The 18,598-nt window shown below is 75.0% G+C and carries 16 protein-coding genes; 3 read left to right on the plus strand and 13 right to left on the minus strand.

Features of this window, described 5'->3' with window-relative positions; translation table 11 throughout:
• Positions 1–186: antitoxin MazE7 (locus ABT106_RS18820; RefSeq protein WP_351278482.1), on the plus strand; the 186-nt coding region annotated here is incomplete at its 5' end.
• A gap of 168 nt (positions 187–354) precedes the next feature.
• On the opposite strand, the gene ABT106_RS18825 is transcribed toward ABT106_RS18820, so the two are convergent.
• The 12 genes from ABT106_RS18825 to ABT106_RS18875 all read right to left on the minus strand — a co-directional run bounded on the left by ABT106_RS18825 (position 355) and on the right by ABT106_RS18875 (position 12,902).
• Positions 355–771: a response regulator gene (locus ABT106_RS18825; RefSeq protein ID WP_351278484.1), complete on the minus strand. Its 417-nt coding sequence runs from the start codon at positions 769–771 to the stop codon at positions 355–357.
• Between the two features lie 95 nt (positions 772–866).
• Entirely contained in the window at positions 867–1,982 is a 1,116-nt protein-coding gene (locus ABT106_RS18830) for an SDR family oxidoreductase (RefSeq protein ID WP_351278487.1), read from the minus strand.
• A 267-nt stretch (positions 1,983–2,249) separates the two neighbouring features.
• Complete coding sequence (locus tag ABT106_RS32160) at positions 2,250–2,942, minus strand: ATP-binding cassette domain-containing protein (protein WP_502979418.1); 693 nt, start codon at positions 2,940–2,942, stop codon at positions 2,250–2,252.
• 5 nt (positions 2,943–2,947) lie between these two features.
• Positions 2,948–3,772: an ATP-binding cassette domain-containing protein gene (locus ABT106_RS32165; RefSeq protein ID WP_502979419.1), complete on the minus strand. Its 825-nt coding sequence runs from the start codon at positions 3,770–3,772 to the stop codon at positions 2,948–2,950.
• On the minus strand, positions 3,769–4,626 hold the full coding sequence (locus ABT106_RS18840; RefSeq protein ID WP_351278489.1) for an ABC transporter permease: 858 nt from the start codon (positions 4,624–4,626) through the stop codon (positions 3,769–3,771). Before ABT106_RS18840 ends, ABT106_RS32165 begins: the two co-directional genes overlap by 4 nt.
• Complete coding sequence (locus tag ABT106_RS18845; RefSeq protein ID WP_351278491.1) at positions 4,623–5,570, minus strand: ABC transporter permease; 948 nt, start codon at positions 5,568–5,570, stop codon at positions 4,623–4,625. Before ABT106_RS18845 ends, ABT106_RS18840 begins: the two co-directional genes overlap by 4 nt.
• Complete coding sequence (locus tag ABT106_RS18850; protein ID WP_351278494.1) at positions 5,567–7,147, minus strand: ABC transporter substrate-binding protein; 1,581 nt, start codon at positions 7,145–7,147, stop codon at positions 5,567–5,569. The genes ABT106_RS18845 and ABT106_RS18850 overlap by 4 nt, the downstream gene beginning before the upstream one ends.
• A gap of 95 nt (positions 7,148–7,242) precedes the next feature.
• Positions 7,243–8,577, minus strand: a complete 1,335-nt coding sequence (locus ABT106_RS18855; RefSeq protein ID WP_351278496.1) for an MFS transporter — start codon at positions 8,575–8,577, stop codon at positions 7,243–7,245.
• The gene (locus ABT106_RS18860; RefSeq protein WP_351278499.1) at positions 8,574–9,695 is read right to left on the minus strand and encodes an enolase C-terminal domain-like protein; all 1,122 of its coding nucleotides are present in this window, start codon (positions 9,693–9,695) and stop codon (positions 8,574–8,576) included. The genes ABT106_RS18855 and ABT106_RS18860 overlap by 4 nt, the downstream gene beginning before the upstream one ends.
• Positions 9,692–10,783 carry a PLP-dependent cysteine synthase family protein gene (locus tag ABT106_RS18865; protein ID WP_351278501.1) on the minus strand — a complete coding sequence of 364 codons (1,092 nt, stop codon included), beginning with the start codon at positions 10,781–10,783 and terminating at the stop codon, positions 9,692–9,694. The genes ABT106_RS18860 and ABT106_RS18865 overlap by 4 nt, the downstream gene beginning before the upstream one ends.
• On the minus strand, positions 10,780–11,592 hold the full coding sequence (locus ABT106_RS18870) for a Rossmann-like domain-containing protein (RefSeq protein WP_351278534.1): 813 nt from the start codon (positions 11,590–11,592) through the stop codon (positions 10,780–10,782). The genes ABT106_RS18865 and ABT106_RS18870 overlap by 4 nt, the downstream gene beginning before the upstream one ends.
• Before the next feature lie 26 nt (positions 11,593–11,618).
• Positions 11,619–12,902, minus strand: coding sequence for an ATP-grasp domain-containing protein (locus ABT106_RS18875; RefSeq protein ID WP_351278504.1), 1,284 nt, complete (start codon positions 12,900–12,902; stop codon positions 11,619–11,621).
• Positions 12,903–13,099: 197 nt separating this feature from the next.
• Here ABT106_RS18875 and ABT106_RS18880 point away from each other — a divergent pair, with 197 nt between their 5' ends.
• On the plus strand, positions 13,100–13,927 hold the full coding sequence (locus tag ABT106_RS18880) for a class I SAM-dependent methyltransferase (RefSeq protein WP_351278507.1): 828 nt from the start codon (positions 13,100–13,102) through the stop codon (positions 13,925–13,927).
• An 18-nt stretch (positions 13,928–13,945) separates the two neighbouring features.
• On the opposite strand, the gene ABT106_RS18885 is transcribed toward ABT106_RS18880, so the two are convergent.
• Positions 13,946–14,905, minus strand: coding sequence for a LysR family transcriptional regulator (locus ABT106_RS18885; RefSeq protein ID WP_351278510.1), 960 nt, complete (start codon positions 14,903–14,905; stop codon positions 13,946–13,948).
• A 182-nt stretch (positions 14,906–15,087) separates the two neighbouring features.
• On the opposite strand from ABT106_RS18885, the gene ABT106_RS18890 reads away from it, so the two are divergent.
• Complete coding sequence (locus ABT106_RS18890; protein ID WP_502979420.1) at positions 15,088–18,576, plus strand: M28 family peptidase; 3,489 nt, start codon at positions 15,088–15,090, stop codon at positions 18,574–18,576.
• Positions 18,577–18,598: the final 22 nt, after the last annotated feature.

Below are 18,598 nucleotides of genomic sequence, written 5' to 3' on the forward strand. Positions count from 1 at the left end.
CTCGCGGCGGCACGCGGCCTGAGCCTGCCGGACTACCTCGCCGGGCTGGCGGCCGCCCAGGAGCGCGAGGCCGGGCTGGCACGCGCCGCGCTGGCCTTCGAGCGGGCGGTCGAACGGCCCGGGTTCCGCGAGGGCTTCGCCCGTGACTTCGGCCCCGGCGGCGACGCGGGCACCCGCGCGGCGTAGGCTCACGGGCCCCCACGGCCGCGACCACCGCCCTGAACACGACCGAGAGTGAGCCGTAGAGTTCCGCGGACCTACGGCGGTCACCGGACGGCCGTGCGCTGACGGAGACGCTGACGGGCCCGGGCGGGCCGGTGGAGCGCCAGGGCGGCGCGGGCATCGGGCAGCGGTTCAGGGCATCTCGTCGGGGTCGCAGCTCGCCCGGCGCAGACCGATCGTGCGCAGGGCCCGCATCAGGGCGTCGGCGTCCCCCTCGCGGACGATGTGGACGGCTCCGTCGACGGCGAGGGCGGACACCTCCCGGGGCACACCCGACGCCGCCGTCCGCAGGACCACCCCGCCCGGCGGGTCCAGGGCGCGCACCCCGTGGAAGACGGCGAGGACGTCCGGAGCCGCGTCGAGGCTGTGGAGACCGGCGGGCAGGGACATGACCGTGATGTCGGGCAGCAGGACGCGGGCGTGCGCGAGGGCGACGACGGGGTCGTGGGCGTGGGAGACGACCCGGAAGTGCGGGTTGCGCTGGATGCCCGAGCGCAGCAGTTCCAGCTGTTCGCCCTCGGGCACGCCGACCACCAGGACCGTCATCATCTCCCCCATCCTGCGTCCCCGGGCGCCGGAGGGCGACCGGGGACGCAGAGGCCGGGTCGGAGCCGGGCGGAGGGGCTGGTCCACCGCCGCTGCGGTCAGCCCGCCGGCTGTCCCACGGCCGCGGCGGTTCGTACCGGGGCGGGAGCCGGGACCTGCGCCGGTTCCGGGGCGCGGTGGGCCGCCAGCAGGCGGGAGCGACTCCCGGCCCAGGTGAGCAGCGTGCGCGCCAGGGCCGCGCGCACCTCCTCCCGGGTGAGCGCGGGCCCGCAGTGGGGCAGGCCGAGGGAGGACGCGAACGGCAGCTCGCGCCCGAAGGCGAGGAACAGCTCCGTACGGTGGTGGAGGCGGGTGCGCGACGCCGACGGGAGGCGCAGCATCCGGTGCGCCGCCTCGGTACTGACCGGCCGGGGCGCGGGCGGCCGTACCAGGCCCTGCCCGGCCGCGAAGTCGAGGCAGGCTTCGACGGCCTCCCGTACGGTCGGCGCCTGCGGACCCGCGGTGAGCCAGTACTCGCCGGCGGTCACCCCGGCGCGGATCAGGCCGGCCGCGGCGCGGGCGACGTGGTCCTGCGGGACCAGGTCGACCGGGGCGTCCGGGTCGCCGGGCAGGACGGGGATCCGGCCGAGGACGAGGGCCCCCAGGACTCCGGCGATGCCCCCGCTCCCGGCGGCGCGGCCGGTCCCCGAGTCGCCGAGCAGGACCGAGGGCCGCAGGACGACACCGGGCACTCCGGCCTCGCGCACCGCCTGTTCGGCGGCCCTCTTGGACTCCAGGTAGGCGACGGCGCCGGGGAAGCGCTCCCGGTCCCGGGGGCTTAGCTCGCCGGATACGTGGGCGGTGCTCACGTAGTAGACGGGCGCGCCGGCGCGCCCGGCGAGGTCGAGCACGCGCCGGGTCCCCGCCACGTTCGTGCGCCGGATCTCGCCGGGCGAAGCCCGCCAGTCCGTCTCGGCGGCGCAGTGCAGCACCCCGTCGAGGCGGGCGGCCAGTTCCTCCCGCGCCGCGGGGGCCAGTCCCAGCCCGGGAGCGAGCAGGTCACCGTTGACCTCACGGACCCGCGGATCGCACACCGGGTTGCTTCGCCGCAGGCAGACGAGGTCGTGGTCGTCGGCCAGCTCGTCGATCAGGGCCTGGCCGAGCACGCCCGCACCGCCGGTGAGCAGGAGCGTCGGGCGCGGCGCGGGGCGCGTACGGGCGGGGGGCAGCGTCATGGGTGGTCCTTTCGCCGGGGTGCGGTCGGTCCGTGGCGGGCGCGCGGCAGGCGGGTGCCGGGCGCGAGCGGCGACGTCACGGCACGCTCGGACGGTCACTTCTTGATCACGTCTGACACCCCAACGACCGGTTTCCGCCCGGGTCGCAGAAGTGATCACATGAACAGCCCTTTGGAGTAAGCACATTGCGCCACCGGTCGACGCCACCGCCCTTGGGGAGCCGGCCCTCCCGAGCGCCCCGCCCGGTCCGCACGGCCGGGCGCCGGCTCAGTGGTCGGGCGGCCGCTCGGCGGCCGGGCCGTCCGGGTCCTGACGCACCACGCGGCCCGCGTCCATCACGGCGGTTCGGTCGCCCAGCGCGGCCGCGGCGGCGAGGTCGTGGGTGATGAACACCAGCGCGAGCCCTTCCCGTTCGCGGAGCCCGGCCAGGAGGCCGAGGACCGCGCCACGGGCTGCGGGGTCGAGGCCCGAGGTGATCTCGTCGCAGACGAGCACCCGCGGCCGGGCCAGCAGGGCCCGGGCCAGCGCGGCCCGCTGGAGTTCCCCGCCGGAGAGCTCCCCCGGGCGGCGCCCGGCCGAACCCGCGGGCAGGCCCAGCGCCTCCACGGTCCGCCGGGCCCGAGCGAACGCGTCCGCGCGGTCGGCCCCCCGGAGGCGGACCGCCGTCCGTGCGATCTGGCCGAGCACCGGCCGGTGTTCGTCGAAGGCCGCCTTCGCGTCCTGGAACACGTACTGCACGGAGGCGAGTTGCGTCCGGCTGCGGGACCGCAGCCCGGGCGGCAGTGCTACGCCGTCGAGCAGGACGGCGCCCCGGTAGCCCGCGTGCAGGCCCGCCACACACCTCCCCAGGGTGGTCTTGCCGCTGCCCGACCGGCCGACCAGCGCGAGGCACTCCCCCGCCGCCGCCCAGACGCCGACGCCGTGCAGGACCGGGACGGTTCCGCGCCCGGTGCGGTGCACTGCGGTCAGATCCCGGACCTCCAGGCGCGGCGGCCCGGCCGCGCGCTCCGGCGGCCGGCGCGACGGGCGCGGCGGGGCCGCGAACGGGTGCGACGACGACGGGGACCGCCCGCCGGCGGCGGGGACGGCATCGGCGGCGGGGACGGCGGCGCCTGGACCGGTGGCGTGCCGAGCACCGTGTCCGCGGGGCCCCGGTCCACGACGCGGCCGGCCCGCAACACCACCACCTCGTCCGCCAACTCCCGTACGACGTCGAGGTCGTGACTCAGCAGGACGATGGCGACGCCCTGCCGGGCGAGGGCCGCCAGCTCCCGTACGACGCCCCGCTTGGTGTGCGGGTCCTGCCCGGTCGTGGGTTCGTCCGCGACGATCACCCCGGCGCCGAACAGCAGCGCCTGCGCGAGCACCACGCGCTGCTGCTGCCCGCCGGACAGCTGGTGGGGGAACCGGCGCAGCACCTGCGCCGGTTCCGGGAGCTGCGCCCGGAGCAGGGCGGCGTGGACCCGCTCCCGGACCGCCCGGCGGCCGCCGCCCCGGCGGGCCGCGATGTCGCGCAGCAGCGCGCCGACGCGCCGGGCGGGGTGCAGTACGGCGGCCGGGTGCTGCGGTACGTATCCGACGCCGCCCGGGAGGGTGCGTACGGTGCCCGCGACGCGCGCGCCGGGCGGGTACTCGCCGAGGAGGGCGAGGCCGGTCGTGGTCTTGCCGCTGCCGGAGGGCCCGACGAGGGCCGTCACCCGGCCGGCGCGCACCGTCAGGCTCACGCCGTCGACGACGGCGCGGCCGCCGGTCTCGATCCGCAGGTCCCGTATGTCCACGAGGACGGTCATCGCCGGGCTCCCTTCCGGTGGCCGCCGCGCTGCAGGGCCGTGTCGAACAGCAGGTTGACGCCCGTCGACAGCGCGGCGACGAGCAGGGCGGGCACCACCACGGCCCAGGGCTGGAGGAACATCCCGGTGCGGTTGCGGTCGACCATCACGGCCCAGTCCGCGGCGTCCGGCTGCACTCCGACGCCGAGGAAGGCCGCGGTCGCCACCAGGTACAGGGCGCCGGTCAGCCGGATCCCGGCGTCGGCGGCGAGGGTCCGGCGCAGGGAGCGGACCACGTACCCGACGGCGGTCCGCCACCAGGACTCCCCCTGCAGGCGCAGCGCTTCCACGGCGGGCCGGGAGGCGACCTCGACGGCGGCCGCGTGGACCACCCGCGCCGCCTCCGGCACGGCGGCCAGCCCGACCAGCGCGGTCAGCCCGGCGGGCCCGGGGGCGAAGGCCGCCGCGACCAGCAGGACCAGGAGCAGCGAGGGAACGGCGATCAGTACGTCCAGCGGCCGCATCAGCGCTTCCTCCAGCCAGGTCCGGCGGGTCAGCGCGGCGGCGAGGCCGACGGGGAGGGCGACGAGGTAGGTGAGCAGCGTCGCCCCGAGGGCCACGAGCACCACCGGCCGGCCGCCGAGGAGGACCTGCCGCCAGACGTCGCGCCCGGTGAAGTCGGTGCCGAGCCAGTGGTCCGGTCCGGCGGAGAAGGACACCGCCCGGGGGCCGGGCGGTCCGGCGATCAACGGCCCGAGGACGGCGAGCACCAGCGGTACGGCGACGAGCACGGCACCGGGCGCGTAGCGCGCGGCGGCGCGGATCACGCGTCCGGCCCCGGTACGGGTCTCCCGCCCGCCCCCGGTACGGGTCATGCCGCGACCTCCGAGCGGGGGGCGAAGCGGCGCGCGAGCAGATCGGCGCCGAGGTTGGCCAGGACGGTGACGAGGCCGTAGACGACGGCGAGGCCCTGGACGACCGGTACGTCGCGGGCGGCGAGGGCGTCGATGAGGACGGTACCGAGGCCGGGGACGACGAAGAGGGCCTCGACGACGATCACCCCGCCCAGCAGCCAGTCGCAGGTACGCGCCAGTTGCTGGCCGGCCGGTGCCAGCGCGCCCGGCAGGGCGTGGGCCCAGCGGACGCGGGAGGCGGAGAGCCCGTAGCGGCGTGCCTGGGCGACGTACGGCGCGGCCGTCGCCTCGATCATCCCGGCGCGCACCAGACGGCTGAGGGTGCACACGGGACGGGCCGTCAGGACGAGGACGGGCAGGACCAGCACCGCGGGGTTCCCGCGGACCGCGGTCCCGACGGCGGTGGCGGGCAGCCAGCCGAGGTGGAGCGCGAACACCGCGGCCAGCAGCACCCCGAGGGCGAACTCGGGCACCGCGTGCACGGCCACGGTGACGGCGCTGACGGCCCGGTCCGTGAGGCCGCCCTCGCGGCGGGCGGCGAGCATGCCGAGGCCGAGGGAGAGCGGGACGAGCAGCGTGAGGGTGGCGCCGGCCAGGATCAGGGTGGGGCCGACGGCGGCGGCGAGGTGCCCGGTGACGGGCCGTCCGGTGGCCAGGGACGTGCCCAGGTCCCCGCGCGGCATGCCGGCGACCCACTCCAGGAACCGTTCGGCGGCGGGCCGGTCCAGGCCCATGGCCTCACGGATCCGGGCGATGCGCTCGGGGTCGGGCTGGTCCCCGGCGAGGGCGACCGCCGCGTCGCCGGGCAGCGCCTCGGTGAGGACGAAGACCAGCAGGACGACGGCCGCCGTCTGCCCCGCTCCGAGGAGCAGACGGCGGCCGGTCCAGGCGAGGCCGCCGGTCACGCGAGCCAGGTCCGGTCGAAGCGCGCCCAGTCGAGGGTGTTGGCGGGCGCCGTCCGGGACACCCCGCGCACCGTGGGGGCGGTGGCGACGATCCAGTCGGCGAACCCCCAGATCAGGAAGCCGCCCTCGTCGTGCAGCCGGCGCTGCATCCGCTCGTACAGGGCGGTGCGCCGCTGCTCGTCCGGGGTGGACTGGGCCTGCTGGTAAAGGTCGTCGAAGTCCGGGTGGCGCCAATGGGTGGCGTTGGTGGTGGAGCCGGTGAGGAGGCGCTGCGAGACGTGGGACTCGATGGGCATGGCTCCCGAGCGGTAGGAGGCGAAGGTGCCGGAGGTCTGGATGTCCTTCCAGTACGTCTCCTTGTTGCCGACCTTCACCTCGACGGTGACTCCGGCCCGGGCCGCCTGTTCCTTGAAGATTCCGGCGGCTTCGATGAATCCGGTGGCGGCGGGCGCGGTGTCGAGGGTGACCTTGAGCCCTTCGGCTCCGGCCTCCCTGAGCAGGGCGCGGGCCCGGTCGAGGTCCTGGGTGCGCTGGGGCAGGCCGGAGGCGTAGTAGCGGCAGCCCTTGCCGAAGAGGTCGTTGCCGATCTCGCCGGCTCCGGAGAGGGCGCCGTCGACGAGTTCGCGGCGGTCGGCGATGAGCAGGAACGCCTGGCGGACCCGCTTGTCGTCGAAGGGCGGGCGGTCGGTCTTCATGACGAAGCCCTGCATGGAGCTGCCGGGCAGCCGTATGACGTCGATGCGGCCCTTGCCCTGGTGGGTGCGGGCGGTGGCCGGGTTCAGTTCGTGGGCGTACTCGACCTGGCCGCCGAGGAGGGCGTTGACCCGGGCGGACTCCTCGCCCGCGATGAGGAATTCGAGCTCGTCCAGGTGCGGTGCGCCCTCCCAGTGGCCGGGGTGGCGCTTGACGAGCAGGCTGCTGCCGGGCGTGAAGGAGACGAAACTGAACGGGCCCGATCCGACGGGCCGGTCGAAGGCGGTGGCGCCCTGGGGGACGATGTACGCGCCGAACGCGGCGAGGACGTTGGGGAACTCGGCGTACGGCCGCTTGAGCCGGAACTCGACCGTGGCGGCGTCCACGGCCCGGCTCGCGGCGAGGTCGATGGGCTCCAGCGAGGCCCTGGCGCGGAAGGTTCCCTTCGGGTCGGCGATCCGGCGGTAGCTGTAGAGGACGTCCTCGGCCGTGACGGGCCGTCCGTCGTGGAAGGCGGCGGGGCGCAGGGTGATCCGCCAGGTGTCGAGGGCGGCGCTGGGTTCCCAGCGGGCGGCGAGGCGGGGTACCGGGGCGAGGTCGGCGCCGAAGTCGGCGAGCTTGTCGAAGAGGGCCTTGGCACGGGCCGCGTCCACGAACAGGTTGGCGGCGTGCGGATCGAGGGTCTCTCCGGCGCCGCCTCCGGCGAAGGCGGCGCGCAGGCGGCCGCCGCGCCGGGGCGTCCCGCCGTCCGGGGCGTCGTCGGCCGTGGCACCGGGGCCGCTCCGGCAGCCGGCGGCGAGGGCGAGCGCTCCGGCGCCGCCCGCGAGGAGGAGGCTTCGGCGGGCGGGGCCGGTGGGTGCGGTGCGGTCGTGCGCGGCGTGCATGGCGGGCGGTCTCCGTTGCGGTGAGGGGGCTTCGGGCGGTGCGGGGCGCTGGGGGGTGGCGGGGCGGTGGGGAGCCGCGGGCCGGCTGCCGGAGGTCACCGGGCGCCTCCCGTACGGGTGCCTGCGGCGGGCGGGCCGGGCGGGGCCGGTGACAGGGCGGCGGCGGGCAGGGCCGGTGAGGCGCCCGCCCCGGGTGGGCCGGACTCCGCCTCCGGGTCCGCGGGCAGGGCCCGGCGCCGGTGCAGCCGCGCGACGGCGGCTGCCGACCCCAGGCCGAGGGCGAGGCAGCAGGCGAAGGGCAGCCAGGAGGGGCCGGTGTGCCCGGCGCTGTCCATGGCCCAGCCGATGCCCGCACTGCCGACGGCGGCGGCGATGCCGGAGACGGCGTAGAAGAGGCCGTAGTACGTGCCGGTGAGGCCGGGCCGGCCGAAGGCCGGGATCAGCTCCATCACGAACGGCTGGGCGATCATCACCCCGAGGTGCAGGAGCAGGACGCCCGACAGCACCACCAGCAGGTGCAGCGGGTGCGGCCCGGGGGCGCCCGCGACGAACATCGGGGGCACGAAGCCCAGCCCCATCACCGCGAGGCCGGCCGCGATCCAGCGGGCACGCCCGCCCGCGGCCCCGAGGCGGCGGGTGATGCGGAGCTGCAAGAGCACGTTGGCGACGGTCCCGATGAGGAACAGCAGCCCTATGGAGCCGTCCCATCCGGAGGCCCGTACGGCGGCGTGCGGCAGCAGCAGGTACAGCTGGTTCTCCAGCCCGTACATGCCGATCATGGCGAGGGCGAAGGGCAGGAAGCCCCGGCTGCGGGCCGCTTCGCGCCAGTCCGCGAGCACCCCGGTGTCGGGGGCGGGGTTCTTCCGGGCGGGCAGCACCAGGAGCTGGGCCAGGGTCAGCAGGGCGAAGACGCCGGCCGCCGACACCGCGGCGGCCCGGAAGTCCACGAGGAGCAGAAGAGAGCCGAGCAGGGGCCCGAGGAGGGCCCCGGTGGTGGCGAAGACGTTGAACAGGGCGAAGGCCTCGGCCTTGCGGTCGCCGGCCTCCAGGGCGACGTAAGTCCGTACGGCGGGGTTGAAGAGGGCCCCCGCGAGCCCGCTGAGTATGGACGCGGCGAGCAGCAGCGGCAGCGCGTCGCCGAGGGCGAACAGGGCGAAGCCGACGGTCCGCAGCGCACAGCCCGCGATGATCACCCCGCGCGCGCCGAGCCGGTCGGCGGCGGAGCCGCCCAGCAGGAACAGGCCCTGCTGGCTGAGGTTGCGCAGGCCCAGGACCACGCCGACGACGGCGGCCGACAGCCCGAGGTCGTCGGAGAGGTGCGTGGCGAGGTACGGGATGAGCAGGTAGAAGCCCGTGTTGACGCCGAGCTGGTTGACGAGGAGCAGGCGTACGGGGAGTGGGAAGCCGCGGACGGCGGTCAGGGTCTTCACCGGGGCTCCCCGCCGTCGGCGCCCTGGTCGCGGAGGACGCCCCGGCCGTCCGTTCGGCGTACGCCGAGCCCGGGCCGCGCGGAGGCGCGTACGGTGCCGTCCGCCCCGCCGATTCCGGTCCAGGGGTCGTCGGCGAGCAGCAGGTGCCCGTCGAGGTCCACCCAGCGGGCCCGGCCGGCGAGGTGCACGGCGGGGGCGATGCCGAGCGAGCTGGCGGTGAGGCACCCGAGCATCAGGTCGGTACCGGTGCCACGGAGGGCCGCGTGGATGCGCAGGGCGGCGCGGACACCGCCGCACTTGGCGAGTTTGACGTTGACCCCGTGGACGCGGCCGGCGAGCGCGACCGCGTCCTCGTAGGAGACGGCGTCCTCGTCGGCGATGACGGGCACCGGGGAGTCCGCGGCGACCCGGGCCAGGGAGCCGGGGCTGCCGGGGGCGACGGGCTGTTCCACGGCGGTGACGCCCAGGGCGGCGAACCGCGGCAGCAGGTCGCGGGCCCGGCGCTCGGTCCAGGCGCCGTTGGGGTCGAGCAGGAGGCCCGCACCGGGGGCGGCGGCGTGGACGGCCTCGACGCGGGCCAGGTCCTCGGCCGGGTCCGGATGCCCCGCCTTGACCTTGAGGACGGTGAACCCGGCGGCGGCGAGGCGGGCGGCCAGGTCGGCGGCCTCGGCGGGCGCGGTGATGCCGATCGTACGGGCGGTCGCGACGGCGGGCCCCTGACCGGCGCCGGGGTCCGGGCCCAGCAGCCGGTGGGCGGGGCGGCCGGCGCGCTTGCCGACCAGGTCCAGGACGGCGGCCTCCAGCGCGGCGAGCACCCCGGGCGGCAGCCCGTGCCAGGCGCCTCCCTTCCGCGGGCGGCCGGACTCGGCCCAGGCGGTCTCGGCCCAGGCGGTCTCCGGGTCGGGGAACCGCTCGGTGGCGGCGCGGGCGGCGGCGAGGTGGTGCAGGATCCGGGCGGTGGGCAGGCCGAGGTGATCGCTGCTGACGGCCTCGCCCCAGCCCCGCAGGCCGCCGTGCTCGATCACGGCCCAGACGGCGTCGCGGCGGGCCGTGACGGAACGCGAGATGCGCAGCGGCTGTGCGAGGCGCAGGTTGGCGGTGTGCCAGGTGAGCTTCACGCGGCGCCTCCGCGGCCGGGCGGCGGGACGGACGTACAGCGGGTCCAGCCGGTGGCCTCGACGGCGCGGGGGTGCGGGATCTCGACGGGGCGCACGGCCCGGTCGGCGGTGTCCAGGCCGTGGGCGTGGCAGAAGTCGTCGTCGTAGACGGTGCCGAGGTAGCGGTGCGGTCCGTCGGGGAAGACGGTCGCGACGACCGCGCCCGGTTCGACGCGGGCGGCCCAGGCGGAGACCAGGGCGACGGCGCCGGTGCTCCAGCCGCCGCTGACGAAGCCGGACCGGGCGAGGCGGCGGCAGGCGTCGACCGCTTCGGCGGGTCCCACCCAGTGCACCTCGTCGAAGGCCCCGTGGGCGACGTTGGCCGGGTGGATGCTGCTGCCGAGGCCGCGCATCAGGCGCGGGCGGGCGGGCTGCCCGAAGATGGCGGAGCCGACGGAGTCGACGCCGATGACCTTCAGCCGGGGCCAGCGGCGGCGCAGCGGTCCGGCCAGTCCCCGGCTGTGCCCGCCGGTTCCGACGCTGCACACCAGGACGTCCAGGTGGTCGAGTTGGGCGGTCAGTTCGGCGGCGAGGGACCGGTAGCCGGCGGCGTTGTCGGGGTTGTTGTACTGGTCCGGCCAGTAGGCGCCGGGGGTGTGGCGCAGGATCTCGCGCAGCCGGGCGATGCGGGCGGCCTGCCAGCCGCCTTCGGGGGCCGGGCGGTCGACGAGGTCCAGCCGGGCCCCGTACGAGCGGAGCAACTGGCGCATGGACGGTTCGAGTTCGGTGTCGCCGACGAGGATGACGGGGTGGCCGAGGGCTTGGCCGGCGAAGGCGAGGCCGATGCCGAGGGTGCCGGAGGTGGACTCCACCACGGTTGCTCCGGGGAGGAGTTCGCCGCGGGCCCGGGCGCCGCTGAGCATGGAGACGGCCGCGCGGGCCTTCATCCCCCCGGCGCCGAGGCATTCCAGCTTGGCCCAGAAGCCCGGGTGCCGGTACGGGAGTTCGGTGTGGATCCGGGCGAGCGGGGTGCGGCCGAGCAGGGACAGCAGTTCGGGGCGGGCGGCGGTGTCGGCCGCGGGGCGGGGCAGGATCGGGGTGACGGTCATCGGGTGCCTCCGTAGCGGTGCACGGTGCCCGGTCCGCCGTCGAGCCAGAAGAACGGGTACGGCTCGGCGGACACGGCCGTGACCCCGGCGCCGAGAAAGCGGGGCAGGACGGCGCTGCCGGTCTGGGCGAACATGACGAGGGGCTTCCCGGTGGCGGCGGCGTGGTCGAGCAGCGGCTGGAAGGTGCCGTTGCCCAGGGTCATGCCGGAGGCGAGGACGGCGTCGCAGTGCTCCAGTTCGGCGAGGGCGTCGGTGCGGACCGGCTCGCCCCATTCGGTGGCGCCGCCCTTGAGGTCGCAGGGCACGTAGCGGGTTCCGCGTTCACGCAGCCGCTCCAGCAGGGAGTTGACCACGCCGACGACGAGGACCCGGCCGGGGCCCCCGCCGGCCGGCGGGGGCAGCAGGTCGACGACGGCGCGGGCCCGCGCCCGGGACCGGTGCAGCGAGCCGCCGGCCGGGAGCGGGTGGGGGCGGGCTCCGTGTTCGGGGGCGTGCGGGCGTACGTGCATGAGGTAGGCGTCGAGCGCGGCGATCCGTACGGGGAGCAGCGGGTGGTCGAGCAGGTCGGCGACGCGGGCGCCCGCGCAGTCGTCGAGCGCGCCCGCGGTCAGGGTGCCCGGCTCCACGGCGCAGGAGCCGACGGCGGCGCCGAGGCGCAGGCTGAGCACCTCGTTGCGGTAGCCGCCGGTGCGGCCCTCGTGGCGTACGGCCTGGGCGGTGGTGAAGGCGACGGCGACGCGCTGCCCGGCGGGGTCGGGGCCGTGGAGGCCGGCGCGCACGCCGTCGATGAGGCCGGCGACGGTCCGCACGGCCGGTTCGCGCGGGGCGGGGACGTTCACGCGGGCACCGCCGCCGGGGCGTCCTGGCGGTCGTAGGCGGGGCGCAGCCGTCCGAGGAGACGTTCGGCCGTGCCGCGGGCGCCGGGGCCTTCGGTGTCGGCGGTCATGATGTGGCCGAGATACTCGTTGTTGCTGGTCGCGGGCCGTACGGTACGACCGGGCTCGGCGAGGTCCAGTTCCAGTACGCCGGGTTCCCGGCGCACCTCGTCCGCGCCGTCGACGGCGGCGAGGGTGCCGGCGGCGCCGGGCAGCAGGAAGGCGACGGCGGCGCTGCGCACTCCGGTGGGGCGGGGGTCGAGGTCGGGGGCGCGGCCGAGCGCGACGTCCACGCAGGCGGCGGCGAGGTCGATGCCGGTGACGTGGCGGACCAGTTCGGTGATGCGGTTGCCGGCGGGCCGGGGGTTGACCTCGACCAGGCGGGGGCCGTCGGGGGTCAGCCTGATCTCGGTGTGGCAGACGACGTCGTCGAGGCCCAGGACCCGTACGGCCCGTACCGCGGTCTCGGCGGCTGCCCGGGCGGCCGCGGCGCCGATGTCGGCGGGGAACATGTGGCCGGTCTCGATGAAGGCGGGGGCTCCGCCGAGGCTCTTGTCGGTGATGCCGACGACGTGGACGGCTCCGGCGTGGGACACGGTCTCGACGCTGACCTCCGGGCCGGTGAGGAGTTCCTCGAGGAGGAGGACGGGGGCGCGTTCCTGGCCGCGGGCGTTGACGGGGAACTCGGTCACGGCCCGGCAGGCGCGTTCCAGCTCGGCGTCGTCGCCGACCTGGCGGACGAGCATGCCGGCGCACAGGTCGACGGGTTTGACGACGAGCGGGTAGCCGATCTCCCGGGCGGCGGCCCGCGCCGCCGGCGCGGCGGCGCAGACGGCGAAGCGGGGGCCGGGCACCTGCGCCTGCGCGAGGACCCGGCGGGTCCGGTCCTTGCGGCAGGCGTCCTCCACGGCGCGGGGGACCGGGCCGGGCAGTCCCAGGCGCTCGGCCGTCCGTGCCACGGCGGGCAGGTAGTAGTCGCAGGAGGACAGGACCCCGTCGAAGCCGAGCAGCCCGTGCAGTCGCTCGACGAAGGGCAGCAGCGTCCGCGTGTCGTTGGTGTCGGCGGTCACGACGTGGCGGGCGGCGAGCAGCGGGTGCGTGCCGTCCGCGGGGGCCGTGGGGCGCAGGTAGTGGTGAAGGTCCCGGGTGAGGAAGGTGAAGTCGTGTCCGCCCTCTCGGATCGCGCGGGGCAGGAGCCTGCTCATCGACCCCACCCAGCTTTCGACAACCAGCAGGTGTCCCAAGGGATTTCCTTTCGGAGGGCATGACCGTGGAGGGCATGCGCGTGAAGCCGGACTCTTGGCGGCAGGTGTCCGGACCGAACCCAGACGGACGTTATCCGAAATCGTTTTCATTTCCAATAGCGGGTGGGCTGTGCGCTCGCCGGGGCTGGGCCTATGCTCGGACAAGGGGCCGCTGCGACCCGTGGAGGGCGGCTGTCATGACCGAGGCGAACGAGGCGGACCCGGCCGACCTGGCCCTGAAGGCCAAACACCGCGCCATGTGGGCACTCGGCGACTATCCGTCCGTGGCCACGCACGTCATCCCGCAGCTCGGATCCGTACTCGTCGCCGAGTGCGGCGTACGGACCGGCGACCGGGTGCTGGACATCGCCGCGGGCACCGGCAACGCCGCCGTTCCGGCCGCACTGGCCGGGGCGGACGTGGTGGCGTCCGACCTCACCCCCGAGCTGCTGGAGATCGGCCGCGCACTGGCCGCCGAACGCGGCGCCGAGCTGGAGTGGCGGGAGGCGGACGCCGAGGCGCTGCCGTTCGCGGACGGCGAGTTCGACACGGTGATGTCCTGCGTGGGCGTCATGTTCGCCCCGCACCACCAGGCCGCCGCCGACGAGTTGCTCCGGGTCTGCCGCACCGGCGGAACCGTGGGGCTGCTCAGCTGGACCCCGGAGGGGTTCGTCGGCCGGATGTTCGCCGCGATGAAGCCCTACGCTCCCCCGCCGCCGCCCGGAGCCCAGCCGCCGCCGCTGTGGGGGAACGAGGAGCACGTCCACGAACTGCTCGGCGACCGCGTCGCCGACGTCGTCGCCCAGCGCCGGACGGTGCGTGTGGACCACTTCGCGCGGCCCGCGGAGTTCCGCGAGTTCTTCAAGGCCTGCTACGGGCCGACGATCGCGGTGTACCGCAACCTCGAGGGTGACCCCGACCGGTCGGCCGCCCTGGACGACGCCCTCGACGGACTCGCCGCGGACCACCTGTCGGACGGGGCGATGGACTGGGAGTACCTGCTGCTCACCGCGCAGCGGCGCTGACCTCCGCCGCGCGGGGCCTCACCCCAGGGCGGGGTGGGCCTCGGGGTGCGCGTCCCACCATGCCTTGTGGAAGGCGTTGTTCTCCACGTCGGCCACATAGGCGCCGGCCGCGGCCTCGAACAGCAGCTCCGCCTGCCGGGCCGACACCGTGGACCGGTTCCAGGCCAGGCGGATCCGCCCGGTGACCGGCGCACCGAGCAGGGGACGCATCACGGTGCCCGCGGCCGTCGGGGCCGTCGGCTGGGTGAGGGAGACGGCGCGGCCCGCGGCGATCAGGGCGTAGTGCATCGTGCGGTCGGTGATCCGGTAGCGCAGTGACGGCGTGAACCCGGCCTTCGCGCAGGCGGCGAGGAGCGCCTCGGGGCCGCCGTCGTCGTCCACCACCAGCGTCATCCAGGACTCCCCCGCGAGGTCGGCCAGGTCGATCACCTCCCGGTGCGCGAGCCGGTGCGCCTCGGACAGCCGCACACAGAACGGCTCCTTCGGGACCAGCGTCCTGGCCGCGCTGCCGCCGGGGAGCGGCACCTCGTGGCCGTTCACCTCCCCGTACACGATGGCGTCGTACTGCCCCGCGCCCAGCATCCGCGCGAGCGCGGTCACCGAGTCCTCCAGGTCGACCGTGATCTCCCGGCCGGCCATGGACCGGTCGGTGCGGGCCAGCAGACCATCGAGCAGGACCAGCAGGATGCAGCCGAGCCGCAGCGGGGTGCCGGTGGCGATCTCCCGCGCCTCGGCGCCCAGCGCGTCCATCTCGCTGAGCACCCGGCGCGCCTTGGCCAGCACGAACTGACCCAGCGCCGTGGGCTCGACACCGTTGCGGCCGCGGACGAACAGCTCGCCGCCGGTGACCTTCTCGATGCGGCGCAGCTGGGCCGAGAGCGCGGGCTGGGACACACCGAGGCGTCGCGCCGCGCCCCCCAGGCTGCCCGCTTCCGCTATGCGGCAGACGGCTTGCAGATGCCTCAACTCCAGCTGCATCCGGGCAGCGTACGCAGCGGGCCGCCGCCGCACCATAACCCGGACCTTATGCCTGCCGGGATGTCCCGATCCCGCCATGTACACGCCCATACTCGGCGGCGAACGTGCACGTTCCCCATCCCCGCCTCCCCACCCCCCCACGATCGGAGTGGACGTTGCAGCCCACCAGATGGACGGCAGCCGTGGCAGCCATGGCGCTGACCGCGAGCCTCGCCGGCGCCCTGGCCGGGACGGCGTCGGCAGCGCAGCAGGCGCAGCCCGCACCGTCACAGCAGGACTCCCCGGCCGCCCGCGCGGTCGCCGCCGCGGACCAGGCCGTCAACAGCGGTCTCGACTCACTGGTCAACTCCTCACAGGAGCAGTACGAACGACGCCTCGTCACCCCCTGGGTGCAGGACCTCTTCTCGGTCGCCTACGAGCGCAGCTACCGCGGCCTGCCGGTCGTCGGCGGCGACGCGGTCGTCCTCGCCGACGGCGCGGGCAAGGTGCGCGCCCTGCAGTCCGCCTCCTCCGTGCGGATCGACGTGGCGACCCGGCCCTCCGTCACCGCCAAGTCCGCCGAGTCCACCGCTCGGACGAAGCTGGCCACGGTGGACAAGGTCGAGTCGAGCCGGCTCGTCGTGCGCCTGAAGGACGACAAGCCCGTACTGGCCTGGGAGACCGTCCTCACCGGCCGCACCAAGACGGCTCCCAGCAAGCTGCACGTCTTCACGGACGCGCGCGGCGGCGGCTTCGTCGACAGCTACGACGACGTCGTGGCGGGCAGCGGCAACAGCAAGTGGAACGGCCCGAACCCGCTGACCATCGACACCACCGCCTCGGGCTCCACGTACTCGCTGCGCGACCCGAACCGGACCGGTCTGAGCTGTGCGGACTACAGCACGGGCACGGTCTTCTCGAAGTCCTCGGACTCCTGGGGCACCGGCAACCCCACGTCCAAGGAAACCGGCTGCGTCGACCTGATGTTCGCCGCGCAGAAGCAGTGGGACATGCTCGGGCAGTGGCTGGGCCGCAACGGGGTCAACGGCAACGGCCGCAGCTTCCCCGCCAAGGTCGGGCTGGGCGAGCTGAACGCCTACTGGGACGGCAGCCAGGTCACCATCGGCCGCAACAGCGCCAACGAGTGGATCGCCGGAGTGGACGTGGTGGCCCACGAGTACGGGCACGCCATCGACTCCAACACCCCCGGCGGGACCAGCGGGCAGGAGTCCGGGCTCGGCGAGGCCACCGGTGACATCTTCGGCGCGCTGACCGAGGCGTACATCAACCAGCCCTCCCCGTACGACACCCCCGACTACACCGTCGGCGAGGTGATCAACCTCCAGGGCCGCGGGCCGATCCGGAACATGTACAACCCGCCCGCCGTCAACAACGACCCGGCCTGTTACAGCTCCGCGATACCCGGCACCGAGGTGCACGCGGCGGCCGGCCCGCTCAACCACTGGTTCTACCTGCTGGCCGAGGGCACCAGCCCGGGCGGCGGCAAGCCCAGCAGCTCCACCTGCAACCAGACGACCCTGACCGGCGTGGGCGTCCAGAACGCCGGCAAGGTCTTCTACGGCGGCATGCTGCTCAAGACCAGCAGCATGTCCTACAAGAAGTACCGTACGGCCACGCTCAGTTCGGCGAAGTCCCTGGACCCCGCCACCTGTGACCTGTTCGTCAAGACCAAGGCCGCCTGGGACGCCATCAGCGTTCCCGCCCAGGCCGGTGACCCGACCTGTACGCCCAGCGGGCAGAACAACGACTTCTCGCTGGCCCTGAACCCCTCCTCGGGCACCGTGCAGCAGGGCGCCTCGGTCACCACGACCGTGGCCACCAACACCACCACCGGCACCGCCCAGTCGGTGACCCTCACCGCGAGCGGGCTGCCCGCCGGGGTGAGCGCCTCCTTCAACCCCGCCACGGTCCAGTCCGGCCAGTCCTCCGTGCTGACGCTGACCGCCACGGCCAACGCCGCCCCCGGCGCGTCCACCGTCGTCGTCAAGGGCCAGGGCTCCACGCTCTCCCACACGGTCGACTTCGCCCTGAACGTCGGCGGGACCCAGCCCCCCAACGACCCTCCGAACATCAGCGTGGCCAATGTCCAGGCCCACCTGGCCCAGTTCGGCACCATCGCCTCGCAGAACGGCGGCAACCGCCGTGCGGGCAGCGCCGGTTACACCCAGTCCCTGGCGTACGTGAAGGGCAAGCTGCAAGCCGCCGGGTACACCGTCACCGAGCAGAACTGCACCTCCTGCACCTACCCCTCCAACAACCTGATCGCCGACTGGCCCGGCGGACCCGCCGACCAGACCGTCGTGTTCGGCGCGCACCTCGACGGCGTCTCGGCCGGCCCCGGCATCAACGACAACGGGTCGGGCTCCGCGACGCTGCTGGAGAACGCCCTCGTCCTCGCGCAGAAGAACCCCACGATGACGAAGCACGTCCGCTTCGCCTGGTGGACGGACGAGGAGCAGGGCCTGAACGGCTCGAAGTTCTACGTCAACCAGCTGAGCAGCGCCCAGCGCAGCGCCATCAAGGCGTACTACAACTTCGACATGGTGGGTTCCACCAATGGCGGCTACTTCATCAACAACGTCAACTCCGCCACCGCCGCGCCGCTGAAGGCGTACTGGACCTCGCTGAACCTCGCGCCCGAGGAGAACACCGAGGGCCAGGGCCGCAGTGACGACTACTCCTTCCAGCAGGCGGGCATCCCCACCTCCGGCTACGCGGCCGGTGCCAGCGCCCGCAAGACCTCGGCGCAGGCCACCAAGTGGGGCGGTACCGCGAACGCCGCCTACGACCCCTGCTACCACAGCTCCTGCGACACCACGAACAACATCAGCGCCACGGTCCTGGACCGCAGCGCCGACGGCGTCGCGTACGCCGTCTGGAAGCAGGCCGTCGGCGGCGAGACCCCGGCGCAGGACTTCTCGCTGAGCACCAGCCCGTCCGCGGGCACGGCCGCCCCCGGCGGCTCCACCTCCGCGACGGTGAACACCGCCACGGTCAGCGGCGCCGCGCAGACGATCGCCCTGTCGGTCTCGGGGGCTCCGGCGGGCGTGAGCGCCACGCTCAGCCCGACGTCCGTGCAGTCCGGCAACTCCGCCACCCTCTCCGTGCAGGTCGGCGCGAGCACCGCGCCGGGCACCTACACCCTGACGGTCACCGGCTCCGGCACCGTCAGCCACGCCACCACCTACACGCTGACCGTCAGCGGTGGCGGCGGCACCTGCACCCCGCGCCAGCTCGTGGTCAACGGCGGCTTCGAGAGCGGCTCCACCCCGTGGACCGCCACCTCCGGCGTGATCACCAACCAGGCCGGCCAGGCCCCGCACGGCGGCAGCTACAAGGCTTGGCTCAACGGCTGGGGTTCGGCCCGTACGGACAGCGCCGCGCAGACGCTGACCATCCCGTCCGGCTGCTCCGCGTACCAGCTGTCGTTCTTCCTGCACATCGACACGGACGAGACGGAGAACGTGGTCTACGACCGGTTCACCGTCTCGGTCGGCGGCCAGACCCTGGACACCCTGTCCAACCTGGACGCGAACACCGGCTACACGCAGAAGACGTACGACCTCTCCCGGTTCGCCGGCCAGAGCGTCGTGCTCAAGTTCAACGGCGTGGAGGACCAGTCCCTCCAGACCTCCTACGTCGTGGACGACGTCGCGCTCCAGGTGAGCTGAGGCCCGCCTGACCGTGTGACAC

Origin of the sequence: Streptomyces sp. NPDC002044 (assembly GCF_040296725.1) — a bacterium.
GTDB classification, from domain to species: domain Bacteria; phylum Actinomycetota; class Actinomycetes; order Streptomycetales; family Streptomycetaceae; genus Streptomyces; species Streptomyces antarcticus.